The following is a 26,597-nucleotide window of genomic DNA, read 5'->3' as shown; positions in this document are numbered from 1 at the left end:
GAGCCCCATTGGCGCACGCCGACACCCTGCCGACCCCCGCGCGAGTTGCGGCTCGCTCTAGTGACCGCCCCGCCGCAGCGCAAGATGGTTTGACGCGTAAATCGCCCAAAAGCGCCAAGCTGCCCTTGCCGCCTGTGCAACACCGGCCTAATCGCGCTGGCACCATGCAGAGCTATCCCGCCCCCGCGCTCGCCCTGGTCGAGCAGATGGCCGCCGCCGCCAAGGCCGATCCCGCGCGCGCAGTGTCGTTCCAGGGCGCTCCGGGTGCGAATTCGCACCGGGCTGCAATGGAAGCGCTGCCCGATTGCCTGCCCTTGCCATGCTTCTCTTTCGAAGATGCGCTGGATGCCGTGAAGGAAGGCCGTGCGGGCCGGGCGATCATTCCGATCGAAAATTCACAGAACGGTCGTGTTGCCGACATTCATTTCCTGCTGCCGGAAAGCGGGTTGTCGATCACCGGCGAACATTTCCTTGATATTCACGCCAGCCTGATGGCGCTGGGCGATGGCCCGTTCACCGCCGCTTACAGCCACCCGCAGGCGCTGGGCCAATCGCGATTCTACTTGCGCGAGCGGGGCATCGTGCCGTTGAGCTATGCCGATACGGCGGGTGCCGCGGCCTATGTTGCCGAACTGGGCGATCCCACGGTTGCGGCGCTTGCCCCGGCGATTGCGGCAGAGCTTTATGGCCTGAAGGTGATCGAGCACAACGTCGAGGACGCGCATGACAACACCACACGCTTCGTGATCCTTTCGAAGACCCCGCTGGACCCTGCGGCCATCAAGGTCCCGGCGATGACGACCTTCGTGTTCGAAGTGCGCAACATTCCCGCCGCGCTTTACAAGGCGCTGGGCGGCTTTGCCACCAACGGCGTCAACATGACCAAGCTGGAAAGCTACCAGCGCGGGGCGAGCTTTGCCGCGACCGAATTCTTTGCCGACATCGTGGGGGCACCTGGCGATCCGGCTGTCGACCGCGCGTTGGACGAGCTGGAATACTTCGCCAAGCGGCTGCGCATGTTGGGCACTTACCCGATGGAGCGCATACGGGGTTAGTTGCGCTTGCCCACGGCGGTTTCACGTGCGACCAATGCCGACGTGGCGGCATCCCCTTCAAGCAATGATACAGTGACAGCGGAAAAGGCGTGGGGTGCGATTCGCGATTCCGGCGACATCCAGTTTGCGCCCGTCCCGCCCGATCCTGTTCCGGTTACGCCGGAATGGCTGAAAGCGCTGGGGCGCTTTCTCGAATGGCTGCTTTCGCCGTTCGGGCGCATGCTGGGCGCAAGCTGGAACTGGGTCGAACTGGCGCTGCTGGCCGGGGCAGGCATCGGCGCGGCATGGATCGCGTGGACGCTGCTGTGGCCTTTGTGGCGGGAGCGCCGGGGTCGGGCCAAAGTTCCCGCGCCTGAATGGACGCCTGCCCGCGAAGAGGCGCTGGCGCTGCTGGAAGACGCGGACCGGCTGGCCGCAGAGGGTCGCTTCGATGAAGCCGCTCATCTTCTGCTTCAGCGCAGCATCGGCCAGATTGCCCGTGTCCGGCCCGATTGGCTGACGCCGTCAAGCACGGCGCGCGAGATCGGGGCCATTGCCGCCCTTCCGCAAAGCGCCCGCCACGCCTTTGCCGAGATTGCCGGACTGGTCGAGCGGGCGCGCTACGCCCTGCGCTGTCTCGATTCGGCTGACTGGTCTGCGGCGCGCGCGGCCTATGCCCGGTTCGCGCTGGAGCGGATCGAGGTGGTCGCATGAGCAGTCAGGTCTCACCGTTTCCGCGCGGCACCGTGATCGGGATGCTGCTGGTCGGCGCGTTGGCGTTCGTGGCGCTGCTATGGTTCCTTGGCAACAACACCGGCGGCAGCGGCAACAATGGCGGCGCGCATGTGGGCGGGCATGGTCTCAATGGCTATGCCGGTATCGCCAGAATGCTTGAGGCAGAAGACCTCGACGTTGTCCGCCAGCGCAATCGCCGAACCCTGGAAACGACGCCCGGATTGCTGATCCTGACTCCGCCTGCAGAGGCCGATGGCAAGGACATCGCCAAAGTGGTCGAGGCGCGGCGCTATGTCGGTCCGACCATCGTGGTCACGCCCAAGTGGATGGCCGTTGGGGTATCCGGCAAGAAGGCCAAGCGCGGTTGGGTGCAGGTTTTCGGCACATCCGCACCACAATGGGAAGGCTTTGCCGACAATGTGACGGTCGAGATCGGCACCGAAAAGTCGGCCCCTGCGGGCGGATGGCGGGTTGGAGGCAGGCGAGGGCCATTACCCGATGACCGGCAGGTGGAGACAGGATCGGGCAGGGGTCTGGTGCCCATCGTCAACGCGGGCAACGGCAAGGTTCTTGCCGCCTGGCTGGATGACGATGGCTATTACCCCGCGCTCAACCAGTTCGCCGGGATCGATCCCGGTTATGGCGGTGATGACGAGGGCCTTTATCCCGTGGTGCTGGTGTTCGAACCGGACCTGCTCGACAACTGGGGGCTTGCCGACAAGGCGACCGCGCTGATGGCGCGCGACCTGATCCTGGCCACGGCGGACAACCGCAGCCAGCCCTTTGCCTTTGACATGACCTTCAACGGCTTTGGCGCAAGCCGCAATCTGCTGACGCTGGCGTTCGAACCACCGTTCCTTGCGGCAACACTGTGCCTCCTCCTTGCCGCGCTTGCGGTGATGTGGCGCGCGTTCCATCGCTTTGGCCCGGCGCTGCAATCCGGCCCTGAGATCGTCAACGGAAAGGCCGCGCTGGTAGCGAATGCTGCCGGACTGATTCGCCGCGCGGGCCGTGTGCACCTTGTCGCCGCGCCCTATGCCAACGCTGCGCGTGAGCGGCTGGCGTTTGCGCTGGGCCTGCCGCGCGGTCAATCAGCCGAGCAGACCGAGCAGCTGATCGATGCCGCGCAGGACCGGCGCGGGCTTCAGGGGCCCCGTTTTTCCGCCGCCGCCGCACATTTGCGCGCAGCGCGCAAACCGCATGACCTGACCCGGCGCGCCGCCGTGGTCCACCAGATCGAAAAGGACCTGACGTGAGCGAAATGACCCTTGAGGAGCTTGGCGCGCTGGCGGCGAGGATTCGCGGCGAAGTGGGCAAGGCCGTGGTCGGACAGGAAGAGGTGCTCGACCACCTCCTCGTCGCGCTGTTCGCGGGCGGGCACGTCCTGCTCGAAGGCCCTCCGGGCACCGCCAAGACGTTTCTCGCCCAGTGCCTTGCCGCCTCGCTGGGGCTGGATTTCGGGCGCATCCAGTTCACGCCCGACCTGATGCCGGGAGACATTCTGGGGTCCAACCTGTTCAACTTCCAGACCAGCCAGTTCACCTTGACGCGCGGGCCGATCTTCCACGAATTGCTGCTCGCCGATGAAATCAACCGCACCCCGCCCAAGACGCAGGCCGCCCTGCTTGAGGCGATGCAGGAGCGCCGGGTGACACTGGATGGCGAGGCCCATGCCTTGTCGGACCGCTTCATGGTCGTCGCCACCCAGAACCCGATCGAGAGCCAGGGCGTTTATCCCTTGCCCGAAGCGCAGCTTGACCGTTTCCTGTTCAAGCTGCTGGTGGGCTATCCATCGGCGGAAGAAGAAGCCCGGATCGTCACCCGTTACGGCGAGGGGCGCGGCGCCCCCAAGCCTGCGCAAATGGGCATTGCGGCAGTGACCGGCAGCACCGAACTGGCGCGCGCGGGTGACGCCGTTGCGGGCGTGACCTTGGCTGAATCGATCGTCGATTACGTGGTGCGGCTGGTGCGCGCCACGCGCGAAACCGGTGATCTTGTGGCGGGCGCATCGCCGCGCGCCGCCGTGTTGCTGGCAGGGGCTGCGCGCGCCCGTGCCGCGCTGGATGGCCGGGGGTATGTGATCCCCGATGACGTCAAGGCGCTCGCCACGGCCGTCCTGCGCCACCGGCTGCTGCTCAGCCCGGCGGCAGAGATCGAGGGCAAGCAGGTCGAGGCCATCGTCGCGGCGCTGGTGGACGCCACGGAAGCGCCGCGTTGAACCGACCCGCCGCCTTGCTGCCCACGCGGCGCGCGGTGCTGATCGTGGCGGGGCTGGCGCCGCTGGCACTGATTCTCGCCGCCGCCGCGCCCGGCGCATGGATCGCCGCGCCCGCGATTGGCGGAGCCATGCTTGTGCTGGTGCTGCTTGACGGGCTGTTTGCCGGAACGATGGCGGACCTGCGCGTGATCGTGCCCGCCGATGCCGAAGTGGGCGAGGCCGCAACGCTGACCGTGCTGGCCGATCTGGTCCGCGCAGGGCGGCGCGCGCAGCCTGAAGCCGCGCTGGAATGCGATCCGCGCCTTGCCCCCGGTGGCCGCATCGCGCTTGGCCTGAACCCGCAGGATGGGACGTGGAGCGGTTCGACCAGCCTCACCCCCAATCGGCGCGGAACGGGGACGGTGTCCCGCATATGGCTGCGCTGGACCGGCCCGCTCGGCCTTGCCCATCGCCAGACCAGCCGTGCGCTGGACAGCATGGTGCGCGTCTGGCCCAACATCGCCCCGGTGCGCAGCCCGGCCCTCCAGATATTCCTGCGCGATGCCCAGTTCGGCCTGATCGCCCGGCGCATTCGTGGCGAGGGCACCGATTTTGAGGCGCTGGCCGAATACGAACCGGGCATGGACCGCCGCCGGATCGACTGGAAAAGCTCGGCCCGCCACGCGCGCCTCTATGCCAAGGAATACGAGGTCGAGCGCAACAACCAGATCGTGTTCGCGTTCGATTGCGGGCAGGCGATGTGCGAACCGATCGAAGGCCTGCCGCGCATCGACCGTGCGGTCACCGCCGCGCTGACCACCGCCTATGTCGCGTTGAAGGCGCAGGATCGGGTGGCCCTGTTCGGCTTTGCCGCGCGGCCCGAAGTCGCCACGCCCTTCGTCACGTCAAGCCGCGATTTCGCGCGGTTGCAGCGCGCAGCGGCGGGGCTGGACTATCATCCCGGCGAACCGAATTTCACGCTGGCGCTGTCCACACTCGCCGCCCGCCTCCAGCGCCGATCATTGATTGTGCTGTTTTCCGATTTTGCCGATCCGACCAGCGCCGAACTTATGGTCGAGAATGTCGGACGGCTGGTTGAGCGCCATGTCGTGCTGTTCGTGGTGATGACCGATGCCGATCTTGCCCGGATCGTGGCGGCCCCGGTCGAAGACATGCAGGCGGTCGCAGCGGCGGTGACCGCCAATTCGCTGATCCGGCAGCGCGCACTGGTGCTGCGGCGCCTGCGTCACATTGGTGTGCGGGTGATCGAAGCCCCGCATGACAAGATCGGTACGCGGTTGCTGGACGCTTATCTGGCGGTCAAGCGCGAGGGGCGTATCGGATGACGGCCACAGCCCCCACAATCGCGCAGAAGATCGGCGGCTGGTTTGCTAAGGCCCCGCAGCAGGCCGTGGCGGCAGAACAGGCGGCCTTGCGCTCGGACCGCTTCCGGCTGGAGCGCGAGGGCGAATGGAAGCGGCTGGAAGCGATTGTCACGAACATGGAGGCGGGGCGGATGCGCCGCCTGTCCGACGACGATCTGCTCGCCCTGCCTGCGCTTTATCGCACGGCGGCCTCCAGTCTTTCGATCGCGCGCGAAACTTCGCTCGATTCGGCGCTGATCGTCTATCTCGAAGCGCTGACGCAACGGGCATGGTTCCTTGTCTATGGCCCTCGCGCATCGTTGTGGTCGTGGTTCAAACGCTTCCTTGGTGGCGAATGGAGCGCGGCGGTGCGGGCCATGGGCGCGGACATACTGATCGCACTGGCGCTGATGGTGGCGGGCACGGCAGTCGGCTGGCTGCTCGTCGATTCCAATCCCGAATGGTATTATGCCCTGGTTTCCGCGGGTTTTGCCGATGAGCGCGTGCCCGGTGCCAGCCGCGAAGTGTTGCGGGCCACCATTTTCGGCAATCAGGATCAGGACGGGATGAGCGTGTTTGCCGCCAGCCTGTTCAGCAACAACGCACAAGTCTCGATCCTGTGCTTTGCGCTGGGCTTTGCCTTCGGCTTGCCGACGATGCTGCTGCTGATTCAGAACACCGCCTTGCTGGGGGCGATGCTGTGGCTCTTTCATGGGCAGGGGTTGCTACTGGATTTCGCGGGCTGGCTTTCGATCCACGGCACGACCGAACTGTTCGCGATTCTGCTGGCGGGCGCCGCGGGCCTTCACATCGGGCGCGCAATGGCTTTTCCGGGCAATGCCTCGGTCCTCGATGCCGCCGCCGCCGCCGGGCGGCGCGCGGCGCAAGTGATGACCGGCGTGGTACTGATGCTGATCGTCGCCGCTGTGCTGGAAGGCTTCGCGCGGCAACTTGTGGATACCACGCCCGCACGGCTGACCGTGGGCACGTTCATGCTCGTGTTCTGGACCGGCTATTTCTTTGCGTTTCGCAGGGGTGTGAAGGTCTGATGGCGCTGACCCTCCCGTTCCGGCCCAAGGCCCCATCGCTTACCCCGCTCGATTTCGAGGCAAAGCGGCGGCGCGTGGTAATCACGCCCGAAGGGGTGCCGCTGCCGTTCCTGCTCGCCTCGCGCGGGGCGCGGGCCGGTGCCTTGATGATCGATCTTGCCCTGATTGTCGGGGCGATGATCGGGCTGACGCTGATCCTGTTCAAGATTGCCGAAGGGGCTGGGATCGATCTCGATGGAGGAAAAAGCCCTGCGGCTCATGCGGTGCAGGCGCTGGGCGTATTGTGGATCATCGCGCTGTTCCTGTTCCGCAATGCGTGGTTCCTGTTCTTCGAACTGGGGCCACGCGGGGCGACGCCGGGCAAGCGCATGGTCGGCATTCGCGTGGCCGCGCGCGGCAGCGCCAGCGGTGGCGCAAGGCTGACGACCGAGGCGGTGATCGCGCGCAATCTGGTGCGTGATATCGAACTTTTCATGCCCGTGGTGTTCATCGCTTCAGCCTGGGCGGAAAGCGGCGATACCGATCTTGCTGGCTGGGCGGGCCTTGTCTGGTTCCTCATCTTCGCGCTGTTCCCGTTCTTCAACCGTGACCGGCTGCGCTGCGGAGACCTGATCGCGGGAACATGGGTGGTCGAAGCGCCCAAACGCAAACTGGAGCAGGCATTATCGGTCAGCGGCGGCGCGCGCGGGCATTCAGCGACGACAGGCGCGCAATACCGCTTCAGCGACGCTGATCTTGCCGTCTACGGCGAGTTCGAACTGCAAACGCTGGAGCGCGTGTTGCGTGAAAACCGCGAGGAAGCGCTGAGAGACGTGGCGCAGACGATCTGCCGCAAGATTGGCTGGAGCGCGGGATCGGGCGACGAACGCGCCTTTCTTGAAGCCTATTACGCCCAACTGCGCGCCCGTCTTGAAACGGGTATGCGCTTTGGTAAACGCAAGGCGGACAAGCATACGGGAGGGTGAAGGCGATGGAACTGACGATCGTCGAAGATGACGTGTCCGGCGAGGAAATCCGGGCGCTGGTGGCCTTGCACCTTTCGAACATGCACGCCAGTTCCCCCGCCTGCAAGGTTCACGCCCTGCCGGTGGAAAGCCTGCGCCAGCCCGGTGTGACGTTCTATTCGGCATGGATGGGCGATGAGCTTGCCGGAATGGGTGCGATCCGCGAAATCGATCCGGCCCACGGCGAATTGAAGTCGATGCGCGCATCCCCCGAATGGCTGGGTAAGGGCGTGGGCGAGGCGGTGCTGCTGCACCTGCTGGAAGTGGCACGGACGCGGGGATATATGCGCGTCAGTCTTGAGACTGGGCAAGGCCCGGCTTTCGAACCGGCGATCGGGCTGTATCGGAAGCACGGCTTCGTCAATTGCGAGGCCTTCGCCGACTACGTGCTCGACGATTTCAGCCAGTGTATGACGCTTCCCTTGCGCTGAAACAAAAAGGCCCCGCTTTATGAGCGGGGCCTTTGGGGTTGTGTTGAGGGAAGGTCTTACAGCTTGGCCGTCAGTTCGGGCACCAGCGTGAAGAGGTCGCCGACGAGGCCGAGGTCTGCGACCTGGAAGATCGGGGCGTCTTCGTCCTTGTTGATGGCGATGATGGTCTTGCTGTCCTTCATGCCGGCAAGGTGCTGGATCGCGCCGGAGATGCCGACCGCGATGTAGACTTCGGGGGCGACGATCTTGCCGGTCTGGCCGACCTGGTAATCGTTGGGCACATAGCCTGCATCGACCGCAGCACGGCTCGCGCCGATGGCCGCGTTCAGCTTGTCGGCCAGGGGCGTGATCACCTGTTCGAAAGTCGCCGCGTCCTTCAACGCGCGACCGCCCGAAACGATCACCTTGGCGCTGGTCAGTTCAGGCCGTTCGGACTTGGCGATTTCGGCGCTGACGAAAGTGCTGAGGCCGCTGTCGGCGGTGGCCGCGACGGCTTCGACGCTGGCACTGCCGCCGGTGGCTTCGGCCTTGGCAAAGGCGGTGCCGCGCACGGTGATCACCAGTTTGGCATCGCTGGATTCCACCGTGGCGATGGCGTTTCCGGCGTAGATCGGGCGAGTGAAGGTCTTGGGGCCTTCGACCGAGAGGATGTCCGAAACCTGCATCACATCGAGCAGCGCGGCAACGCGCGGCGCGACGTTCTTGCCGGTGGTGGTGGCGGGCGCGACGAAGGCGTCGTAATCGGCCATCAGGCCCGCCACGAGCGGCGCGACGTTTTCAGCCAGCGCGTTTTCAAGCGCGGCGTCATCGGCTTTGAGGACCTTGGCAACGCCTGCGATCTGCGCGGCGGCGCTTGCCGCACCGTCACAGCCTGCGCCTGCAACAAGGGCGGTCACTTCGCCAAGCTGCGATGCGGCCGTGATCGCGGCGAGGGTGGCGTCCTTGACGGAGGCGTTGTCGTGTTCGACCAGAACGAGAACCTTGGCCATGTCAGGCTACTCCCATTTCCTTGAGCTTGGCGACGAGCGTGTCGACATCGGGCACCTTGATCCCGGCGCTGCGCACCGGCGGTTCGGTGACCTTGAGCGTCTTGAGCCGCGGCGCCACGTCCACGCCGTAATCGGCCGGGGTCTTGTTCGCCAGCGGCTTGGACTTGGCCTTCATGATGTTGGGCAGCGAGGCATAGCGCGGCTCGTTCAGGCGCAAGTCGGTGGTGACCACGGCAGGCAGCGCCAGACGCACGGTCTGCAAACCGCCGTCGATCTCGCGCTTGACGACAACGGCGTCACCTTCGACCGAAACTTCGTTGGCAAAAGTGCCCTGCGGACGGCCCAGCAGCGCGGCGACCATCTGGCCGACCTGGTTCGAGTCGTCGTCGATCGCCTGCTTGCCCGTCACAATCAGGCCCGGAGCCTCTTCCCCTGCAATGCCCGCAATGATCTTGGCCACCGCCAAAGGCTCGACCTCATCGTCGCTCATCACCAGGATCGCCCGGTCCGCGCCCATCGCCAGCGCCGTGCGCAACGTCTCCTGCGCCTTTTGAGGACCCACCGAAACTGCCACGATCTCGGTCACAACGCCCTTCTCTTTCAGGCGAATGGCTTCTTCGACCGCAATCTCGTCAAACGGGTTCATGCTCATCTTGACGTTCGCAAGATCAACACCCGTTCCATCGCTCTTCACACGCGGTTTCACGTTGTAGTCAATCACGCGCTTAACGCAGACCAGGGCTTTCATGGCTTCCGCTCCTGACATTGAATTAGGTGATGGATGCAGCACATCTCTCGTGCTTTCGCCGATGGCGCGGTTTTGCGAAGCTGTCCATGGTAAAATTGCAAAGCTGCAAAGCGCAGCTTTGCAGCTTTGGACAGCACATTCGCAATCAGGCGAGCAGGCGCTGCATGATCGCGCGAACGTCGTCGGCCATGTCGGGGCGTTCAAGTGCCAGCGCCAGGGTCGCTTCGACGAACCCGGTCTTGCTGCCGCAATCGAAGCGGCGACCGGCGAAAGTGACGGCGTGGAACGGCTGCTGGCCGATCATCCGCGCCATCGCGTCGGTCAACTGGATTTCGCCACCGGCACCCTTTTCCTGGCCTTCCAGCAGACGCATGACTTCGGGCTGGAGGATATAGCGGCCAGAGATGATCAGGTTCGACGGCGCATCTTCGCGCTTGGGCTTTTCGACGAGCGCGGTGACTTCGGTCAGGCTTTCGGAAATGCGCGCGCCCGGTGCAATCACGCCATAGCTCGACACTTCTTCTTCCGGCACTTCGAGAACTGAGATCAGGTTGCCGCCGATGTCATTGTACGCTTCGACCATCTGCTTCATGCAGCCGGGATTGCCGACCATCATCTCGTCCGGCAGCATGATCGCGAAAGGTTCATCGCCGACGACCGCGCGGGCGCACCAGATGGCATGACCCAGTCCCATAGGGACCTGCTGGCGCACAGTCACCAGATTGCCGGGCTGGATGCGGGTGGGTTCAAGAACGTCGAGATTCTTGCCACGGCTGCTCATGGTATGTTCCAGCTCGAACGCCGTATCGAAATGCTCCACAATCGAAGTCTTGCCGCGGCCGGTTACGAAGATCAGCTGTTCGATGCCTGCTTCGCGCGCTTCATCCACCGCATACTGGATCAGCGGACGGTCGATGACCGGCAGCATCTCCTTGGGAATCGCCTTGGTGGCCGGCAGAAAGCGTGTGCCGAGGCCCGCCACGGGAAAAACGGCTTTGCGGATGGGCTTGCGCGGAGTGTTTCCAGACATCGATCTTCTTTTACCCAAGTGTTGTTGCACTCTCATGATGCACTGCACAATTCCTGGCGGGAAAAGTCAATGCCGGAGGGCGTGCATTCTGACGTGCGGAAGTCTGCGTCGCATACTTGCACACGAAGACAAACCGGTTAAACGACAAAAATGGACAAGATCATAATCCGCGGCGGAAAGCGCCTTTCGGGCACTGTGCCAGTATCCGGCGCAAAGAATTCCGCACTTACTCTCCTGCCTTGCGCACTGTTGACGGATGAACCGCTGACCTTGCGCAACCTGCCGCGCCTGGCCGACATCGACGGTTTCCAGCACCTGCTCAACCAGTTCGGCATTTCCACTTCGATCGCGGGCGCCCGGCCTGAAGATTTCGGCAGGGTGATGACGCTGCAGGCGACGCGTCTGACGTCGACCGTGGCACCCTATGACCTTGTCCGCAAGATGCGCGCATCGATCCTCGTGCTCGGCCCGATGCTGGCGCGCGCGGGCGAGGCGACGGTGTCCTTGCCCGGCGGCTGCGCCATCGGCAATCGCCCGATCGACCTTCATCTGAAAGCGTTGGAAGCGCTGGGCGCGACGATAGAACTGGCGGCAGGCTATGTCCGCGCGATTGCGCCCGACGGGGGGCTTCCGGGCGGGCGGTATTCGTTCCCGGTGGTGTCTGTCGGCGCGACGGAGAACGCGCTGATGACCGCCGTTCTGTGCAAGGGCAAGTCGACGCTGCACAACGCCGCGCGCGAGCCGGAAATCGTTGACTTGTGCAACATGCTGGTGGCGATGGGCGCACAGATCGAGGGCATCGGCACATCGGACCTGACCATTCACGGTGTCGATCGCCTGCATGGCGCGACCTATATGGTCATGCCCGATCGGATCGAGGCAGGCTCATATGCCTGCGCTGCCGCGATTACCGGCGGCGATGTGATGTTGCAGGGCGCCAGGATCGAAGACATGGAAGCGACGGTACAAGCATTGCGCGATGCCGGTGTCCACGTGGAGCCGCGCAAGGGTGGGATCCATGTTGCCGCCGATGGACCGATCAAGCCGATTACGCTTTCGACCGCGCCTTACCCCGGCTTTGCCACCGACATGCAGGCGCAATTGATGGCGATGCTGTGTCTGGCCAAGGGATCATCGGTACTGACCGAGACGATCTTCGAAAACCGCTACATGCATGTGCCCGAACTCAATCGCATGGGCGCGCGAATCGAGACCAAGGGCCGTACCGCCGTGGTTCATGGCGTTGACGGGCTGACCGGGGCCGAAGTGATGGCCACCGACTTGCGCGCTTCGATGAGCCTGGTGATTGCAGGCCTTGCCGCCGAGGGTGAGACGCAGGTCCACCGCCTGTATCACCTTGATCGCGGTTACGAGCGACTGGAAGAAAAGCTGCAATTGCTGGGTGCGGAGATCGAGCGCGTCGGCGGGGATTGATTATGGGGAATGGCCACGAAGGGGAACAACAAGGTGGAATCGGTAATGGAGCGGGTAGTTAGCCTTCCCTAATCCAGCCGCACCTTGCCGCGTCCGGCCTTGATCGTGCTGCGTATCTTCTTGCCTTCAAGCCGTTGCATCTTGCCCACGCGGTTGAGGCGCGTTTTGGCGCGTTTGGCGGGCAGGTTCATCGCATCGCGCAGCAATTCGGACAGGCGTTTGCGCGCGTCTTCACGGTTCTGCTCCTGCGTGCGGTAGCTGCGTGCAGTCATCACGATTTCGCCCCTGGCGGTAAACTTGCTGCCCGCCAGTTCCTTAAGCCGTTCAAACACCGGCGGCGTCAGACGCAGCGCGAACACATCGAGCCTGATCTGGACGGCGGTTGCCATGTCTGTAATAGTAGCACTATTTTTATACCATTGAAATATAAGCGTTTATTCGCGCCATTTACCGCGCCCTGATTTAACATCTGAGCGCCGCAGTTTTCCCTCAACCCTTCGCTTTTGCGATCCTTTGGTGGGCTTTGTTGCTTTGCGAGCGCGAGGAACGAACGTCGCTTCGACGATCATCGCAACAAGCCGCTCGCGGACGTCTTGACGATTTGTTAGCTGGCTGCGTGACCCTTCACTGCGTAGGATCAAGACGCCATCTGAAGTCATCCGCGATCCTGCAAGTTTGCTCAACCGCAGCTTAACAGCATCAGGCAACGATGGCGATTTTGCCACATCAAAGCGAAGAATGACGGCGCTATCCGTAGTGTTGACGTGCTGCCCACCTGGCCCAGACGAACGCGTCGAACTTTCCTGAAGCTCTGCTTCATCAATGCTTATCGAGCGTGTGATCGGTATACGGGCCATGAGGCTACGATACGCAGGATTAGAAGTCCTGCCAACTTTCAGAGCTACGTTCGAACCGGCCGAAGCGATGGCATAAATACAATATGAGATTTTATGAATTCGCCACCGACAAGCCGCGAAAACCGCGCAAGCCCAAGAAACCCATGACGCCAGAGCAATCCATGGTGGCTGCCAAAAAACGTCAGGTCGATACTGCCAAGCAGGCGTTGCAATCAGTCAAGGATCAACAGAAGCAGCGGAAGGAAGCGGAGCGCGCAAGGCGTATTTCCTATTCAGGGACGTTGCAACAACGATCTAACTGATCTTCGATCTGCTTTCCGTCTGGAGGTCAGACCTCCATTGTTAATGTCTACGGCATTTTTCAACAATGTCGACCAGAACAGTGGGAAGCCACAACGATGCGCGGCCACACAATTTATCCTGATTTACTATGTAGATAATGCCTGACCAACAAGTTCGGTGAAGGCAAATTTCACTAAGAGTGAGGCCACGAAAAAAGGGGATGGTGACATTGCTGTCCCCACCCCCTTTGCGCTCTTAAGCGTCCTGAGATACCTCATTAGCGCTGCCCCCGCTTGCGATAGCATCGACTTCGTCGTCCGCTTTCTTGCGCTTGGCAGCCTCGATTTTACGCCCCTTGCGGAGCGCGAGTTGATCGAGTTGCTGGGGCTTGATGTCATCGTAACCCAGCACGACAATCTCGTCGCCTTCCGTTTCAAACCAAAGGAAACCGTTCTGCTTGCCAGCAGGCACGCAGTCAGGCCGCTTGATGCGGACAACGTCAGGGTTAACGCGGCTAAGACCTGCCCGCTTGAGACGGTCAAGCTTCACATCGTCCTTGGCCCTGCCGTTTGTTTTCCGGTCCAATTCTTCAATCCCTTTCAGATGCCCGCCATGCACAGGGTGGTTAAACCCTTCAATGTGCTCGGCAACGCTGCTCGTGGGGATACCGTTGGTCTCGAAATACCTGAATGCACAGGCATACTTTTCAGCACTGCGGTTTAGAACGAATTCGCTCCTTGCGGAGTTCCAACGGCCATACAGCAGCTTCACGACGGGCAACCAACGATTGCTTTTTTCAGTCGCCTTGGGGATTTTGCAATCCGTGAGGATCGCGTCGTAGGCAGTCAGGTTGCTTGTATCCAACATGCGCTGGGCAATGCCATACGCCTCCTGAATTTGTGCCCAAGTCACCCGATTCCTTTCGGTTTCAAGGCTTCTTATCGTCTGCTCATCAACATCCACTCGCGTGGTGAATTGAGAGACGAGATTTAACAAGGTATTCTTCACGTTTTCAATGCTCATAGGTTTCTCCTCTGTTTGAGCGTTACAGCGCTGCCACTGGCGATGCAGGTTTGACCCTGCGGTGTGGCAACGCCTGTTCTTCCTGCGTCCCCCACCAAGGCTTGATGCCTGTGGGTGGACGACGCATTTTCGAACGCGCTGCTTGCTCTCGCGTTGGAGTTCCTGAGCTTTCAAAGAGCGACCGCGACGGCCACCACTATAGTGATCGGCGCGGACGAACAGATTATGCGGCCAACGTTAAGGAGAGGTTTCGCTGTTACGGCGGCACTCAACGGTAAAGCGCTGTCGCGCAGCCCAATCAGTTCCCATTGAAGCCTTGGAATTGCTGACCGCAAGCGCCTGTGCGTGATGTTGGGCTTGCCAAACATCATGCCTTGCGCGCGGGAAGCTGTCTTCTGCAAGCGCAGCGCAGCGGAAGACATGTGAAGGTGCTGCAAATTGGGGTAATTTGCCGCCAAATGCGCGTTGATGCCATATAATTTCAAGCCATATTTCGTGAATTACCAATGGCTTTGCTCAACTGCCTTGCTGCGCCAGTCAGTTCGCAACCCCATAAAAACGCGACAGAAAAGCACAAAACGCCTCGCTGCCGCGGGCATTTTGAACTTCACCTGCCTCGTTTTTAATAAATTCCTCAGCTTCTTTTGTTACTAAACACTATATCTTAGATACTTATCGTAACAAATCCCCAATACCGCAATAATGCCGCCGCAACATTCCGTTCAATCTTAAGTATGGTAAAAACTCAATGACGGCCGCAACAGTATATTATGTTAGTGCTGGTGCGGGTTCTGGCAAAATTCACCAGCTTGTCGGCCATGCGGCCACTCTAGTGAAGACGCAAAAGGCCAAGGTACTGATTGCCCAACCTACCAAAGCGCTTATTCTTCAAACTCTCGCGGAAATACAAACCCAATTCCCTGATGTGCCTGCTCAATCCATCTACAATGCAGGTGATGGCAAAGCCGTAACGCCAGAGATCATGGAGTATATGAAGCATGCAGACCCGCACGGCGGGCAAATCCTGCTCATCACGCACGAGGCGTTGAAGCGGCTGCCCAATGCATACCGCGTCCACTGGGACTTGTTCGTCGATGAGATTCCTGCCGTCTTCCAAAATGTTTCACTCAAAGTGGCCAAGACGCACAGCCACCTGACGGACTTGCTCAAATTGGAAGCGATTACGGGCAACGTTGCGGCGGTGAAAATCCGCGAGGGCTTCAAATCTCAGATGGAAGCGTTGCGGGTCAACAAAACCGGCGATCAGCTTCTTGGCCTGTTTGGCGAAATTGCAACGCATCTGCTCGATGACAATCGTACAGTGATGGTTGAGACGGCGGAATACAACGCCCTGTGTTCCCCGTCAGCACCAATGGCACAGATTTGAGGTTGTGATTTAAGGAGTGTTGGGGCTTCGTCGTAGTGACGAAGGAACGAAGATGAAGCCCCAACACTCCTTAAAAAAATCGCCGATGAAGGCCCCTGCCGAGCGGGTGGTGAAGGACATCCGGCGGCAGACCCGTCGGCACTTCTCGGCCGAAGACAAGATCAGGATCGTGCTGGATGGCCTGCGCGGCGAGGACAGCATTGCCGAGCTGTGCCGCAAGGAAGGCATCGCCCAAAGCCTGTATTACACCTGGTCGAAGGAGTTCATGGAAGCGGGCAAGCGTCGCCTGGCTGGCGACACTGCCCGTGCCGCAACCACCGGCGAGGTGCAGGACCTGCGCCGCGAAGCCCGTGCCCTGAAGGAATGCGTTGCCGACCTGACGCTCGAAAACCGTCTGCTCAAAAAAAGTATGATCGCGGATGGGGGCGACGACGAATGAGGTATCCAGCATCGGAGAAGCTCGAGATCATCCGGATCGTCGAGCAATCGCACCTACCAGCCAAGCACACGTTGGACGAGCTCGGCATTGCCCGTCGGACCTTCTACCGCTGGTACGACCGGTTCCTCGAAGGCGGCCCGGAGGCGCTGGAGGATCGGCCATCGACACCGAGCCGGGTGTGGAACCGGATCCCGCCTGACATCCATGATCAGATCATCGAGCTGGCGCTGGGGCAGTCCGAGCTAAGCCCCCGGGAACTGGCGGTGCGTTTTACCGATGAGAGGCGCTACTTCGTGTCGGAAGCCACGGTTTACCGTCTGTTGAAGGCCCACGATCTGATCACCAGCCCGGCCTATGTCGTGATCAAGGCCGCCGATCAGTTCCACACCAAGACCACGCGGGTAAACGAGATGTGGCAGACTGATTTTACCTACTGTGCGCCTCGTCCCGGATGGTCCGGGGTGCATATGACTGGAATGCAAAGGAGAAAGGAGGAACTGAACGAATGCCTTGCCCTCTGCTGTGAGGGGGCATGAGCCCAAGCGGCGGTGACCTGCCGTCAACTGGCAGGGTGACGTAGCCCGCAGGTAAAGGGGATTGAGGCGAAGCCGTTACGCCGAGATGGTCCCCGAGGCTGTAGCGCTGGAAGGTTGAGGAACACGAACCGGTTAATCCGCATCCGAGGGCTGAAATGTCGCCTTCGCCTACACGGCTTAACAGGCGGAATGCTGATGATGGCGCCGGAGACGTATGTCGGCGACATCCGAATGTGGCCGGAAATGTAGCCCGTCCGCATGGAGCCATGGAGAGAATGCAGCCAGGCCATGGCATCGGCATCGACTTGCGGGACGCAAGGACAAGGACTGCGACCGGCAGCCTCCCCAGCGCGCGAAAGTCCAGCATATGAACGAGGGAAGGCATGATGGAATGCCAAGGGAGTTGGCCCCGATGTCCACCGTGCTGGCGGAGTCCCCGTAGTAGTCCGCGACAGGGAAAGCCTGTCACATGGCGAAGGGGGACAGTTCAATCAGCTTGAAGTGCAAACTACCTGACCAAACGAGGTGAAGACCTTTGATAATCAGCGAAATGCAGCACAAGCTCGCGACGTGGGCCGAGAGCGACCAGAACCGCAAGTTCGATCGCCTTCTCCGGCTCATTGCCGATCGGGCGTGGCTTGCCGAGGCGGCTCGGATCGTGCTGGCGTCGAGTGGCGCCAATACGCCGGGCATCGACGGAATGGACAAGCGACGGATGCAGGCCGTACTGGCAGAACAGCTGGCCAGTCTGCGAACGGACTTGCTGACGGGGAGTTATCACCCGCAGCCGGTCAGGCGAATCTATATCCCGAAAGCCAATGGCAAGAAACGACCACTTGGTATCCCGACCCTGAAAGACCGCATCGTCCAGCGCGCGATGCTGATGGCCATGGAGCCGATCTGGGAAAGCGACTTCCATCGCCTCTCCTACGGCTTCAGGCCGGAACGCAGCGTGCATCACGCTGTCCGGACCGTGAAGATACAGTTGCAGGATAGTGGTGCCGGAGCGCGGGGCCGCTGGATCATCGAAGGTGATCTGGCGAGCTACTTCGATACGGTCCACCACCGGCTTCTGCTTCGCTGCGTTCGGCGGCGAATCCGGGATGATCGGTTTGTTGATCTGCTCTGGCGATTCCTGAAGGCGGGCCACGTCGACCGTGGCCTGTTCGTCGCCTCAAGCGAAGGTGTACCGCAAGGCGGCGTGCTGTCGCCGCTCCTGTCCAACATCATGCTCCATGAGTTTGATGCGTGGCTGGAGGCGAAATACCTGAGCGACAAGGCGCGAAAGGATCGCTGGGCATGGAACTTCGGCATCCAGCAGGGGCGCCCCATCACGGTTCGCGAGAACCGGCAATGGAAACCTGCTGTCGCCTACTGCCGTTACGCCGATGACTTCGTTGTCATCGTCAAGGGCACCAAGGCACATGCCGAGGCCATCCGCGAGGAATGCCGGGCCTTTCTGGAAGACGACCTGAAGCTGACGTTGAATATGGACAAGAGCCATATCACCCACGTCGACGACGGGTTCGTGTTCCTCGGGCACCGGATTATCCGCAGGCGGGGATCGAGCGGACGCATGTCCGTGGTCTCAACGATACCCAAGGAGAAGGCCAAGACCTTCGCTCGCCGATTGGTCGAGGCTCTCTCCGGCAATCATGAGGTTGCCGCGGTGGACATGATCGACGGTCTGAACCGCCAGCTGGCGGGATGGGCTGCGTTCTACAGGTTCACCGACTTCACGGCGCGCACATTCCGGCGCATCGACACCGTCGTGTTCTGGAAAATGGCGCACTGGTTGGCGCAGAAGTACCGGTCCCGTATCAAGCCTTTGATGCGTAAATGGTACCGCATGCCGGAAACCGGCCAATCGAAGACGTGGCTGGTCTACGGTCGAAGCAATCAGGGCAATGCCGTCGGCAAGGCGCTGCGACGACTGGTCACAAGCCAGAAGATGCAGTTCCGGTGGCGGAATCCGGAGCGAAATCCCTACATCTATCGGGACGAGCTCCGAAACACCGTCACCTCCCGCTATCGTGATGTCGCCATGGCCTTGGACCAAGGTTGAATAGAGAGCCGTATGCGCTGAAAGGTGCACGTACGGTTCGGGGAGGGGAAGCGCTTATGCGCTTCCTACTCCACTCAAGATCATCGGGTGGGGCTGGATGTACCTGTCGACCGTGCTCGACGACTTCTCGCGCTACATTATCGCCTGGAAACTGTGCACCAACATGCGCGCCGAGGATGTGACCGACACGCTCGACCTGGCCCTTGGCGCATCGGGCTGCGACAGCGCCACGGTGCTGCACAAGCCCAGGCTGTTGTCGGATAATGGCCCCAGCTACATCGCCGGCGAATTGGCTGAATACATTGAGGCCCGGAAGATGAGCCACGTGCGCGGTGCCCCGATGCACCCGCAAACCCAGGGCAAGATCGAGCGCTGGCACCAAACCCTGAAAAACCGCATCCTGCTGGAAAACTACTTTTTGCCCGGCGACCTCGAAGCCCAAATCGAGGCCTTCGTCGAGTACTACAACCACCAGCGTTACCACGAGAGCCTGAACAACGTGACGCCCGCCGATGCCTACTTCGGCAGGGCTCCAGCCATCATCAAACAGCGCGAAAGGATCAAGCGACAGACCATCGAACATCGGCGCTTGCAACACCGCAAGCTCGCCGCCTAACATCAACCCCCAGACGAGGTCCGCACTCCGCTAATTTACGCCGCGAGTTGTGCCGAATGTTCTGACGACGGACAGTGACCCCGACGCCTGAGCAGGTGCTGCGTGGCAAGCTGGTCAGCTACCTCAACGAGCAGAAGGCACTCGCCGAAGCTGAAATCGGTGGAACGGCGTTCAGCGCCACCAAGCGCGTGACCCGCGCCAACGAGGCGGGCGAAAAGGTCCGCGTCGATGCCCCACGTCATGTTCGCAAGGGCTGGTTTGTGGATGCGGCTGGCAAGATGTTCTTCCAGATCCGCTACGGCAGCAAGCCGTTAGAACTTGCCAAGGGCATGAACGCTATTGAGGTCGAAAACCTCACTGGCCTGCCCACGGTAATCGCTTCAATTATTGAAGCTGTGAATGCTGGTGAGCTGGACGCCCAAGCCAAGGCGGCAATTGCCGCCCGCAAGGTGCTGCGCAAGGTCAAACAGCCTGCTTCGTGATGCGATCAGGCGCAGGCAGGCTGACAATCCAGCCTGATGTAGTTTCACGAAAAGTGATGCCATTCCTAAAGCTGGCGGCTCGGCCTTTCGGTCGACCGCCGTTTATGCTTTCTGGTGCTATGATCGAGATTGCGGAAAGGCAGATATGCTGACGTTCAATGACCTTCTGGCAAAAGCCGGATTTGAACTTTCCGAAGTCCGATTGCTTCGCCACCAGACGAAAGCGCCCAACGGGCGAACACCTTATCTGCTTTGGCGAGACAAACGAGACGCCTTCGACGAATATCAAGCAGTCCAGACGCAGCCCAATGGCGTGAAGCTGATGAGCCCCTATTGGGCCTCTTTTGTCGTGCCTCCGAGTGGAGGCACCTTATTTACGGGCATCTACTCGGCTGAATTTTCTGGACCTTCGCCCGGCGCATGGATGGACCCGCTGCATGATCGTCCTGGCATGGAATTGGCAGGACAGCGGCTTGAACGCTACGAGCTTCAGCTACTCCCGAGCTTGCAGGAATATGTAGGCAGGTTGTGGATCGAATGGGGCGCAGGGGCGCGAAGCTGGATTCAAAGGCCCGATAAGCAGGCGAAAGCCATTGTTGAACTGACTCGCCAATTTCGCGAGGAAGCATTTCCGGGCTTCACGCATTTCATTTCGAACATTTCCGATGTGCCCACATTGCCGCGCGGCTGGATTGATGCCCTTGCCGCTGCGCGGGGTGTGTATCTGTTGACCTCAGAACGGACGCGCGAATGGTATGTGGGATCAGCAACAAGCCGCGAAGGAGGCTTTATCTCGCGTTGGCAGAATTACGCATCTGATGGTCACGGCGGAAACATCGGCCTGAAAAGTGCTGAGCCAAGCGATTATCAGGTTACGATCCTTGAGGTTTCTGGATCGGCGGCGAGTGCGGACGAGATTGTGCAGACTGAACAGCTTTGGAAACGGAAGTTGCAAAGCCGGGGCATGGGTTTGAACCGAAATTGACCAGCGCCTGACCTTATGGCCTCACGATTAGTGAGGTGAGCAGATCGCCTGTGCCGACTCGATGACCGTTGATATTGTAGGTAAAATTGGTGCCAGTATCATACCAGCCGACTGGCAAGCCCTTAGCCGTATAACCGTTGATGCGCCGCCCATCCTGCTGACGCCATCCCAACAGATTGCCTGAGTTGTCCCGTAGATTTTGCCGCACTGCCGTTTCCTCCGTCTATTCGCCATCAATCGACAGGGGTTTCCACTGACTGTCGATCATGGTGCTGAGCCAGAGCGTTGCGCTCACTACTAGTGAGATAGGGAGCGTGGGATTTTGCTGCTCTGTCAGAGCTTCTGAAGCGCAAGAGCGCGGGCGGGGTGTCAGGATAGCAAGCGCAAGCAGATCGGGCTTGTCTGGGCTTCGTCTGGGACGATCAAATCATCTGGCCGCCCGACATATTGCCCTCCTTATCAAAACACCAAACGGCCAACCCGTCCACGAACGCGGCGGTTTCTCCATCAGGGAAACACGTTATGCGGGAAAATAGTCCTTGGAATACTTGGTGAACCTTGAGCCGTGCCGCATAGCTAATCTCTGGATCATCGCTGTCCAAGGCTTCACGCGCATTTTTCAAAACCTTAGCGACCTGCTCTGGCGTTGCGGTGCCTTCCTCTACCTTCAACTTGTCGCGCAACACGGAAAGCGCGGCGTCAAGCTCCTCGACATCTCTTTCAAGCTGCGCGGCCTTTTGCGCGAGAGCCTTAGAATGAGCCTCGACCAAATTTTCAACCACCGTACTGAGCTGTGTTTCCTTCAAGGTTTTTAGCCGTTCTTGCTCAGCGACTTCCTCACGCAAACGGTTGACGACAGGCTTGGTTTTGAAGAAATCATCATCCGCAACAGCACTCAGGAACGTGTCAAGGATCGCGTTGACTAGAACCTCATATCGGATTGCCGTCTTATTCGAGCAATTGTGATTTCGGCGGGCATTGTTGCACTTGAGATAACTTCGAGCCGTCCTATGGATATGGCTCTTGCCATTCGAACGGCGAACTGGCGTGCCAACTCTCTGCCCGTTCTGGTAATACATGACGCCCTGACATTCTGAGCATCGCGCAATTCCGCTGAACAAATTTTTCTGGGTGTGCTGCGATTTTCCGCCCGTGCGCTGGCGTTGAATGAGCAGGCCTTGGACCCGGTTGAATTGCTCGGCAGTAACGACGGCAGGGAAATAATCCGGGATCACTGTTCCCGCCAATTCGTCTTTCAGATGCGTGCGGCTATGCGCGAAGGGACGGAATTCGCCTAAGACGGATCGATTGGTCAGGAGGCGATGAATGTATGTCGTATTCCAGCCACTCGCTTGCGCCTTCCTTACAGCGGTCCAGTTTGCCTCTTTCCGACTATTGAGCTTCTTGACGATGGCGGACAGGCCGTGGCCCGCGCAATACCAATCGTAGATTTCCCGCAACACGGCCACGCGCTTGCTGGACGTCTTAATTTGCCCATTTTCGATGTTGAGCCAAGCAGGAATGCTGGGAGTGACAATCTGCCCGCTCCCCGCAATTGCCTGATTTACTTTATGTTTCCAGACTGCCTTGATGCGTTTGCTCTTCTTGGTGCTCTCATCAAGTGCCAATTCAGCCTTGATGATGACCATCATAACCTTAGCCATATCGATGCGGTCGCCAGCGGGATAAATCTGATTGTCCTGCGTCGTGGCAACAGTGACGCCGTTCTGTGTAAGCTGGCGCAACAGGTCGAAGGCTTGCTCGTATCCTTGACGGGTTAGGCGGTCGACATTCTCGACGACGAGAACGACACCAGACTTGAATGCTCCTGTTTGGGCTTGCTGCTCGAAATCATAGAGTGCGGAACCGGGCTGGCGATTTTCGCCTGAGAATGCCGAGCGACCTTCATCCCGCAATTCGCGGCTTTCACTGTATTTCCACCCATTGCGTTCAATGTGCGCGCGGCCTTCCTCCAACTGACGTTCGAGGGAGTGCCCTTTCGCTTGTTCAAGGGACGAGAAGCGCGCGTAAATGTAGGCGGGTAACATCGCAAAAACCGTAGCTTGCATCCGTTAATGGATGGTGTGTGCTACCGTCACTAACATGGCCACCTTGTTGACATTCTGCCCACCCGGACCGGCCGAAGCGATGAAGCTCTCTTCGACCAGCGTCATGGCATGGGCGACAATGTCGTCGGGTGTCATTCCTCTTCGCCTGGTTCCGCAGCGTCGGGGCCTTCCCAGGCCGGGACGGCGAAGGCCTCAAGTTCTTCGCGCGCGAAGCCGGGCACATCGAAGCCGAGGGCGTCGAAATCCATCGGCAACGGGGCAACTGCCGTGATCGGGTCCTTCCCAGCGCGCTGGATGGTAAGCGCTGCGGCGTGGAGCATGGTGCGGCGCGCGCCGGTTCCATCGCCGTAAACGGGATCGCCCAGCAGTGCCGAGCCAAGCCCGGCTAGCGCGTGAATGCGGATCTGGTGTGTGCGACCGGTTTCGGGACGGAATTCGACCATGGTCAGGCCCGGCTTGCGATCAATCACTTTCCAGTGCGTTATCGCGGGCTTGCCCTTTTTGGCCGGGATCATCCGCCAGCCTTTTTCGGCGGAACTGATCTTGGACAAGGCGAGATCGATCGTGCCGCTCTCGCCCGTCACGTCGCCCGCGACGACGCCGAGATAGACCTTGTCCACCTCACGCGCTTCGAAGGCGGCGGAAAAGCGTTTCAGTGCCTTGGGATTCCGCGCCAGCAGCAGGCAGCCCGACGTATCGCGATCGAGCCGGTGTACCGGGAACGGTTCGCGCTGGAAGCCGAAGCGCAAAGCATCGAGATGATCTTCAAGCGCGGGGCCGCCGGCACGGGGCCGGTCGAGCGGGAGGCCCGCAGGCTTGTCGATGACCAGCGCTTCGCCGTCTTCGAACAGGATGGAAAAATCGATCATGCTACGGCCTTTGCTATACGCCGGAGCGCTTCTTCGAGTTTTGCCTCGTCTGCCGCAAAGCTGATGCGGAAGCCGTCACGTCCGCCGAAAGCAGAGGCAGGAACGACCGCGACGCCGCTTTCCAGCAGGTGGAGGCACAGCGCTTCGTCGTTTCCGAAGCGGTCCATCAGCGGGGCGGCATCGATCATGCAATAAAAAGCGCCGTCGGGCACGGGGGTCGTCAGGCCGGGTATCGCGTTGATCGCAGTGACTACCCGGTCCCGCCGCGCGCGGAATCGTTCACGCCAGTCCAGCAGAAACTCCTGCGGGCCTTCGAAGGCGGCCACGGCGGCGGCCTGGCTGATCGAGGCGGGATTGCCTGAGGAATGCGACTGCAACCGGCCCATCGCGCCGATCAGCCATGCCGGGCCAGCCGATACGCCGATGCGGAAGCCGGTCATCGCGTGGCTTTTCGATACGCCCGAAACGGTCAGGATACGCTCCGCAAGGTCCGGGCATTCGACCGCCAGCGTGGCGTGAGTGCCTTCGTCATAGCGCAGCGGGGCGTAAATATCGTCGCTCATCACCAGTACGCGCGGGTGGCGGCGCAGGACATCGCCCAGCGCGCGCAATTCAGCGGCGGGGTAGGTTGCGCCGGTCGGGTTACCGGGGCTGTTGAGCAGCAGCCAGCGGGTGGCGGGCGTTATCGCGGCTTCAAGCTGTGCAGGCGTGATGCGGAAACCGCCTGCTGCTGTGGTCGGCAGGTCCACCACGGCAGCACCGGTAAAGCGCACGATTTCGGGGTAGCTGACCCACCACGGCGACGGGATCAGCACTTCGTCTGCCGGATCGAGCGTGGCCAGCAGGGCGTGGAAGATCGCCTGCTTGCCGCCTGCGCTGACGATCACGTTGGAAGGTGGCACGACGATGCCGAGATCGCGCCTGAAGTGCAGCGCGGCGGCTTCACGCAAGGCGGCGGTGCCCATGACGGCGGTGTATCTGGTGTCGCCTGCATCCAGAGCGTCCTTGGCTGCCTGGATGACGTGCGGCGGCGTGGCGAAATCGGGTTCGCCCACCGAGAGCGAAATCACATCGCGCCCTTCGGCGCGAAGCTGGATTGCGCGGTCGGTGATGGCGGTAGTTTGCGAGGGTGCGATGCGCTCAAGGGCTTTTGACAACATATCAGGCACCCAGCAGACGTGCCGGGACAAGCCCGCGCAAGGCGTTGCCGACAAGGAAGCCGCCGGCCAGATCATCCAGCGTGAGGTCTGCTTCCACCGCGCGGCCCGCCTCGATCAGGCTGCGGCGCAACACGCCCGGCAGCAGGCCAAGGTCTGCGCGCGGGGTGAGCAGTTTGCCACCGCGTTCCACGAACACGTTGGTGAAAGTGCCTTCGGTGATCAGGCCATCGTCACGCAGAAACAGCGCCTCGCCAGCGCCGACTTTTTTCGCGGCGGCAAGGCCCGCTTCGTAAAAGCCCCGGTCGGTGGTCTTGTGGCGCAGCCGCCAATCACCATCGGACACCGGCAGCGGCAGGACTGCGCAAATGATTTCATCGAGCGGTGCGGGCATGGCTGATGCCTCCAGTGCATGCGCGCCACCCTTCGAAGCGACCAGCCGCACTTTGGACGGTGCATCCAGATCGAAGCACAGCGCATGAATGGCATTGCGGATCGCATGACGATCAAAGCTGAAGCCCAGCGCCTGCGCGCTTGCCTTCATCCGTTCCAGATGCAGTTCGAGCAATGCGATACCCTTGGCAGGATCGAACGCCATCGTCTCGATCAGGTCGGCATGGCCGGCAGACAGACGCAAGAAATTCCCCTTTACCACGCATTCGCGCCATTCACCGATCATGACCGAATCGGCAACTACCGCCGAGCCGACACCCATGACCGCGCGGCCCCCTGAAGCCCCCGGATGATCGCTGCTGAGGCGCACGGTGCGGATTGCCACATTGAACGCTGCATCGCCAGAGGGGGCTATCCGCCCGATCGAGCCGCAATACGCCCCGCGCGCATCGCGTTCCGCTTGGTGGATGATCTCCATTGCGCGGATCTTGGGCGCGCCGGTGATCGATCCGCACGGGAAGATCGCGCTGAGCAGGCTGCGGACGTCCTTGCCCGGAGAAAGCCGCGCATTCACGGTCGTTACCATCTGGTGGACGGTGGGGTAGGTTTCGATGGCGAACGGTGCCTCAACCTTGACCGAGCCTGCCTGTGACACGCGCGACAGATCGTTGCGCATCAGATCGACGATCATCAGGTTTTCGGCGCGATCCTTGACGCTGGCGGCAAGATCGGCCTTGAACCGTTCGTCCTCCTGCGGTGTTCCGCCGCGCGGGGCGGTGCCCTTCATCGGGCGGACACGCGCTTCACCGCCCGTCAGCTTGAAGAACAGTTCGGGCGAGAACGACAGGTGCCAGTGCGCGCCATCCCAGATCACCCCGCCATACCCCGCGCGCGCATCGGCGCGCACATCGGCATAGATCGCCAGCGGATCACCGTCCCATGTGCCCGAAAGCGGAAAGGTGAGATTGGCCTGGTAGATGTCGCCCGCGCGGATCGCGTCCTGCACAAGGTTGAAGGCGCGCGCATAACCGCCTGCGGAAAGCGCTGCGCCCATGGGACCAAGCCTGCCCGGCCCGCTGGCCTCGCGCGCCAGCCAGCGCTCCACCTCGGCGCTGGGCATGCGGGTGACTTTGCCGAATCGCGCGAACCACACCAGCGGGCCAGCCGCGCCAGTACGATCATCCGCCAGCGGTGCCAGGCGCGGTTCGAGCGCGAGACCTGCTTCATAGGCGAGGTATCCCGCCCAATCGCCGGGCGTTGCCGCAATACGTTCAAGCGCGGCCTCAACCTCGTCAGGGCGGCGGGCAACGACGATCTCCAGCGGCTGCTCATAAAGCCGGGCGTCGCTTGCCCCTTCGCTGCGGGCATCGTCGAGGAGGATGAATGGGGCGCGGGTCATGGGCTTGAAAGGCGCTCTAGCCG

General features: G+C 61.2%; 27 protein-coding genes and 2 pseudogenes. 17 read left to right on the top strand and 12 right to left on the bottom strand.

What is annotated here, in order from left to right:
- Positions 1 to 164 precede the first annotated feature (164 nt).
- The 8 genes from LUA85_RS16640 to LUA85_RS16605 all read left to right on the top strand — a co-directional run bounded on the left by LUA85_RS16640 (position 165) and on the right by LUA85_RS16605 (position 7,814).
- Positions 165 to 1,055: a prephenate dehydratase gene (locus LUA85_RS16640; RefSeq protein WP_231471476.1), complete on the top strand. Its 891-nt coding sequence runs from the start codon at positions 165 to 167 to the stop codon at positions 1,053 to 1,055.
- 72 nt (positions 1,056 to 1,127) lie between these two features.
- Positions 1,128 to 1,748, top strand: a complete 621-nt coding sequence (locus LUA85_RS16635; protein ID WP_231471475.1) for a DUF4129 domain-containing protein — start codon at positions 1,128 to 1,130, stop codon at positions 1,746 to 1,748.
- On the top strand, positions 1,745 to 3,025 hold the full coding sequence (locus tag LUA85_RS16630) for a DUF4350 domain-containing protein (protein ID WP_231471474.1): 1,281 nt from the start codon (positions 1,745 to 1,747) through the stop codon (positions 3,023 to 3,025). The genes LUA85_RS16635 and LUA85_RS16630 overlap by 4 nt, the downstream gene beginning before the upstream one ends.
- A 5-nt stretch (positions 3,026 to 3,030) precedes the next feature.
- A complete protein-coding gene (locus LUA85_RS16625; protein ID WP_231471913.1) occupies positions 3,031 to 3,987 on the top strand; it encodes a MoxR family ATPase in 957 nt (318 codons plus the stop codon).
- A complete protein-coding gene (locus LUA85_RS16620) occupies positions 3,984 to 5,312 on the top strand; it encodes a DUF58 domain-containing protein (RefSeq protein ID WP_231471473.1) in 1,329 nt (442 codons plus the stop codon). Before LUA85_RS16625 ends, LUA85_RS16620 begins: the two co-directional genes overlap by 4 nt.
- Positions 5,309 to 6,379, top strand: a complete 1,071-nt coding sequence (locus LUA85_RS16615) for a stage II sporulation protein M (protein ID WP_231471472.1) — start codon at positions 5,309 to 5,311, stop codon at positions 6,377 to 6,379. Before LUA85_RS16620 ends, LUA85_RS16615 begins: the two co-directional genes overlap by 4 nt.
- Positions 6,379 to 7,344 carry an RDD family protein gene (locus LUA85_RS16610; RefSeq protein ID WP_231471471.1) on the top strand — a complete coding sequence of 322 codons (966 nt, stop codon included), beginning with the start codon at positions 6,379 to 6,381 and terminating at the stop codon, positions 7,342 to 7,344. Before LUA85_RS16615 ends, LUA85_RS16610 begins: the two co-directional genes overlap by 1 nt.
- A gap of 5 nt (positions 7,345 to 7,349) precedes the next feature.
- Positions 7,350 to 7,814, top strand: a complete 465-nt coding sequence (locus tag LUA85_RS16605; protein ID WP_231471470.1) for a GNAT family N-acetyltransferase — start codon at positions 7,350 to 7,352, stop codon at positions 7,812 to 7,814.
- A 56-nt stretch (positions 7,815 to 7,870) separates the two neighbouring features.
- Here the strand turns inward: LUA85_RS16605 and LUA85_RS16600 are convergent, their stop codons facing one another.
- From LUA85_RS16600 to galU, 3 genes are all read right to left on the bottom strand, one after another.
- Positions 7,871 to 8,803 carry an electron transfer flavoprotein subunit alpha/FixB family protein gene (locus LUA85_RS16600; protein WP_231471468.1) on the bottom strand — a complete coding sequence of 311 codons (933 nt, stop codon included), beginning with the start codon at positions 8,801 to 8,803 and terminating at the stop codon, positions 7,871 to 7,873.
- A 1-nt stretch (position 8,804) separates the two neighbouring features.
- Positions 8,805 to 9,551, bottom strand: a complete 747-nt coding sequence (locus tag LUA85_RS16595) for an electron transfer flavoprotein subunit beta/FixA family protein (RefSeq protein WP_231471466.1) — start codon at positions 9,549 to 9,551, stop codon at positions 8,805 to 8,807.
- A 145-nt stretch (positions 9,552 to 9,696) separates the two neighbouring features.
- Entirely contained in the window at positions 9,697 to 10,581 is an 885-nt protein-coding gene (gene galU, locus LUA85_RS16590; protein WP_231471464.1) for a UTP--glucose-1-phosphate uridylyltransferase GalU, read from the bottom strand.
- Positions 10,582 to 10,731: 150 nt separating this feature from the next.
- Between galU and murA the strand changes: the two genes are divergently transcribed.
- The gene (gene murA / locus LUA85_RS16585; protein ID WP_231471462.1) at positions 10,732 to 12,015 is read left to right on the top strand and encodes a UDP-N-acetylglucosamine 1-carboxyvinyltransferase; all 1,284 of its coding nucleotides are present in this window, start codon (positions 10,732 to 10,734) and stop codon (positions 12,013 to 12,015) included.
- A gap of 68 nt (positions 12,016 to 12,083) precedes the next feature.
- Here murA and LUA85_RS16580 read toward each other — a convergent pair whose 3' ends face one another.
- Together LUA85_RS16580 and arfB are read right to left on the bottom strand one after the other, a co-directional pair.
- Entirely contained in the window at positions 12,084 to 12,443 is a 360-nt protein-coding gene (locus tag LUA85_RS16580) for an aminoacyl-tRNA hydrolase (protein ID WP_256448277.1), read from the bottom strand.
- A gap of 6 nt (positions 12,444 to 12,449) precedes the next feature.
- Entirely contained in the window at positions 12,450 to 12,872 is a 423-nt protein-coding gene (arfB, locus tag LUA85_RS16575) for an alternative ribosome rescue aminoacyl-tRNA hydrolase ArfB (protein ID WP_231471453.1), read from the bottom strand.
- An 83-nt stretch (positions 12,873 to 12,955) separates the two neighbouring features.
- Between arfB and LUA85_RS16570 the strand changes: the two genes are divergently transcribed.
- Entirely contained in the window at positions 12,956 to 13,174 is a 219-nt protein-coding gene (locus tag LUA85_RS16570) for a hypothetical protein (protein ID WP_231471451.1), read from the top strand.
- A gap of 235 nt (positions 13,175 to 13,409) precedes the next feature.
- On the opposite strand, the gene LUA85_RS16565 is transcribed toward LUA85_RS16570, so the two are convergent.
- The gene (locus LUA85_RS16565) at positions 13,410 to 14,177 is read right to left on the bottom strand and encodes a hypothetical protein (protein ID WP_231471449.1); all 768 of its coding nucleotides are present in this window, start codon (positions 14,175 to 14,177) and stop codon (positions 13,410 to 13,412) included.
- 170 nt (positions 14,178 to 14,347) lie between these two features.
- Positions 14,348 to 14,662 (bottom strand): hypothetical protein, encoded by a 315-nt coding sequence (locus LUA85_RS16560; protein ID WP_231471447.1) that lies wholly within the window; start codon positions 14,660 to 14,662, stop codon positions 14,348 to 14,350.
- Positions 14,663 to 14,925: 263 nt separating this feature from the next.
- Here LUA85_RS16560 and LUA85_RS16555 point away from each other — a divergent pair, with 263 nt between their 5' ends.
- The 7 genes and pseudogenes from LUA85_RS16555 (at position 14,926) to LUA85_RS21635 (ending at position 20,871) form a co-directional block, all read left to right on the top strand.
- Positions 14,926 to 15,564, top strand: a complete 639-nt coding sequence (locus LUA85_RS16555) for a DEAD/DEAH box helicase family protein (protein WP_231471445.1) — start codon at positions 14,926 to 14,928, stop codon at positions 15,562 to 15,564.
- A gap of 52 nt (positions 15,565 to 15,616) precedes the next feature.
- Positions 15,617 to 16,437: pseudogene (locus LUA85_RS16550) on the top strand (helix-turn-helix domain-containing protein); the annotation flags it as partial.
- A 637-nt stretch (positions 16,438 to 17,074) separates the two neighbouring features.
- Positions 17,075 to 18,604, top strand: a complete 1,530-nt coding sequence (gene ltrA / locus LUA85_RS16545; protein ID WP_008828485.1) for a group II intron reverse transcriptase/maturase — start codon at positions 17,075 to 17,077, stop codon at positions 18,602 to 18,604.
- A gap of 67 nt (positions 18,605 to 18,671) precedes the next feature.
- Positions 18,672 to 19,220, top strand: a pseudogene (locus LUA85_RS16540) (transposase); the annotation flags it as partial.
- A gap of 95 nt (positions 19,221 to 19,315) precedes the next feature.
- On the top strand, positions 19,316 to 19,702 hold the full coding sequence (locus tag LUA85_RS16535; RefSeq protein ID WP_231471443.1) for a hypothetical protein: 387 nt from the start codon (positions 19,316 to 19,318) through the stop codon (positions 19,700 to 19,702).
- Between the two features lie 145 nt (positions 19,703 to 19,847).
- Positions 19,848 to 20,687, top strand: coding sequence for a GIY-YIG nuclease family protein (locus LUA85_RS16530; protein WP_231471441.1), 840 nt, complete (start codon positions 19,848 to 19,850; stop codon positions 20,685 to 20,687).
- Positions 20,688 to 20,748: 61 nt separating this feature from the next.
- Positions 20,749 to 20,871: a hypothetical protein gene (locus LUA85_RS21635; protein WP_256448257.1), complete on the top strand. Its 123-nt coding sequence runs from the start codon at positions 20,749 to 20,751 to the stop codon at positions 20,869 to 20,871.
- Positions 20,872 to 21,109: 238 nt separating this feature from the next.
- On the opposite strand, the gene LUA85_RS16525 is transcribed toward LUA85_RS21635, so the two are convergent.
- From LUA85_RS16525 to pabB, 5 genes are read right to left on the bottom strand one after another with little or no spacing between them, the layout of a single operon-like run.
- Positions 21,110 to 22,756, bottom strand: coding sequence for a recombinase family protein (locus LUA85_RS16525; RefSeq protein WP_231471439.1), 1,647 nt, complete (start codon positions 22,754 to 22,756; stop codon positions 21,110 to 21,112).
- A 3-nt stretch (positions 22,757 to 22,759) separates the two neighbouring features.
- Positions 22,760 to 22,891 carry a hypothetical protein gene (locus LUA85_RS21630; protein WP_256448256.1) on the bottom strand — a complete coding sequence of 44 codons (132 nt, stop codon included), beginning with the start codon at positions 22,889 to 22,891 and terminating at the stop codon, positions 22,760 to 22,762.
- The gene (locus LUA85_RS16520; protein WP_231471438.1) at positions 22,888 to 23,625 is read right to left on the bottom strand and encodes an RluA family pseudouridine synthase; all 738 of its coding nucleotides are present in this window, start codon (positions 23,623 to 23,625) and stop codon (positions 22,888 to 22,890) included. Before LUA85_RS16520 ends, LUA85_RS21630 begins: the two co-directional genes overlap by 4 nt.
- Entirely contained in the window at positions 23,622 to 24,785 is a 1,164-nt protein-coding gene (locus tag LUA85_RS16515; RefSeq protein ID WP_231471436.1) for a pyridoxal phosphate-dependent aminotransferase, read from the bottom strand. Before LUA85_RS16515 ends, LUA85_RS16520 begins: the two co-directional genes overlap by 4 nt.
- Position 24,786: 1 nt before the next feature.
- Complete coding sequence (pabB, locus tag LUA85_RS16510) at positions 24,787 to 26,574, bottom strand: aminodeoxychorismate synthase component I (RefSeq protein ID WP_231471434.1); 1,788 nt, start codon at positions 26,572 to 26,574, stop codon at positions 24,787 to 24,789.
- Between the last annotated feature and the right edge of the window lie 23 nt (positions 26,575 to 26,597).

This window comes from Novosphingobium sp. CECT 9465, assembly GCF_920987055.1.
Taxonomy (GTDB): domain Bacteria; phylum Pseudomonadota; class Alphaproteobacteria; order Sphingomonadales; family Sphingomonadaceae; genus Novosphingobium.
The sequence above is the reverse complement of the archived record's forward strand: the minus strand, read 5'-3'. Positions and strand labels throughout refer to the sequence as shown.

Excerpts from the sequence above, each read along its gene's own strand:
- LUA85_RS16600 (WP_231471468.1), bottom strand. The coding sequence starts at position 8,803 with ATGGCCAAGGTTCTCGTTCTGGTCGAACACGACAACGCCTCCGTCAAG.
- LUA85_RS16640 (WP_231471476.1), top strand. The coding sequence starts at position 165 with ATGCAGAGCTATCCCGCCCCCGCGCTCGCCCTGGTCGAGCAGATGGCC.
- LUA85_RS16555 (WP_231471445.1), top strand. The coding sequence starts at position 14,926 with ATGACGGCCGCAACAGTATATTATGTTAGTGCTGGTGCGGGTTCTGGC.
- LUA85_RS16530 (WP_231471441.1), top strand. The coding sequence starts at position 19,848 with ATGCTGACGTTCAATGACCTTCTGGCAAAAGCCGGATTTGAACTTTCC.
- LUA85_RS21635 (WP_256448257.1), top strand. The coding sequence starts at position 20,749 with ATGACCGTTGATATTGTAGGTAAAATTGGTGCCAGTATCATACCAGCC.
- pabB (WP_231471434.1), bottom strand. The coding sequence starts at position 26,574 with ATGACCCGCGCCCCATTCATCCTCCTCGACGATGCCCGCAGCGAAGGG.
- LUA85_RS21630 (WP_256448256.1), bottom strand. The coding sequence starts at position 22,891 with ATGACACCCGACGACATTGTCGCCCATGCCATGACGCTGGTCGAAGAG.
- LUA85_RS16630 (WP_231471474.1), top strand. The coding sequence starts at position 1,745 with ATGAGCAGTCAGGTCTCACCGTTTCCGCGCGGCACCGTGATCGGGATG.
- galU (WP_231471464.1), bottom strand. The coding sequence starts at position 10,581 with ATGTCTGGAAACACTCCGCGCAAGCCCATCCGCAAAGCCGTTTTTCCC.
- LUA85_RS16520 (WP_231471438.1), bottom strand. The coding sequence starts at position 23,625 with ATGATCGATTTTTCCATCCTGTTCGAAGACGGCGAAGCGCTGGTCATC.
- LUA85_RS16625 (WP_231471913.1), top strand. The coding sequence starts at position 3,031 with ATGACCCTTGAGGAGCTTGGCGCGCTGGCGGCGAGGATTCGCGGCGAA.
- LUA85_RS16615 (WP_231471472.1), top strand. The coding sequence starts at position 5,309 with ATGACGGCCACAGCCCCCACAATCGCGCAGAAGATCGGCGGCTGGTTT.
- LUA85_RS16525 (WP_231471439.1), bottom strand. The coding sequence starts at position 22,756 with ATGCAAGCTACGGTTTTTGCGATGTTACCCGCCTACATTTACGCGCGC.
- LUA85_RS16515 (WP_231471436.1), bottom strand. The coding sequence starts at position 24,785 with ATGTTGTCAAAAGCCCTTGAGCGCATCGCACCCTCGCAAACTACCGCC.
- LUA85_RS16605 (WP_231471470.1), top strand. The coding sequence starts at position 7,350 with ATGGAACTGACGATCGTCGAAGATGACGTGTCCGGCGAGGAAATCCGG.
- LUA85_RS16610 (WP_231471471.1), top strand. The coding sequence starts at position 6,379 with ATGGCGCTGACCCTCCCGTTCCGGCCCAAGGCCCCATCGCTTACCCCG.
- arfB (WP_231471453.1), bottom strand. The coding sequence starts at position 12,872 with ATGGCCCGTATACCGATCACACGCTCGATAAGCATTGATGAAGCAGAG.
- murA (WP_231471462.1), top strand. The coding sequence starts at position 10,732 with ATGGACAAGATCATAATCCGCGGCGGAAAGCGCCTTTCGGGCACTGTG.
- LUA85_RS16570 (WP_231471451.1), top strand. The coding sequence starts at position 12,956 with ATGAGATTTTATGAATTCGCCACCGACAAGCCGCGAAAACCGCGCAAG.
- LUA85_RS16565 (WP_231471449.1), bottom strand. The coding sequence starts at position 14,177 with ATGAGCATTGAAAACGTGAAGAATACCTTGTTAAATCTCGTCTCTCAA.
- LUA85_RS16595 (WP_231471466.1), bottom strand. The coding sequence starts at position 9,551 with ATGAAAGCCCTGGTCTGCGTTAAGCGCGTGATTGACTACAACGTGAAA.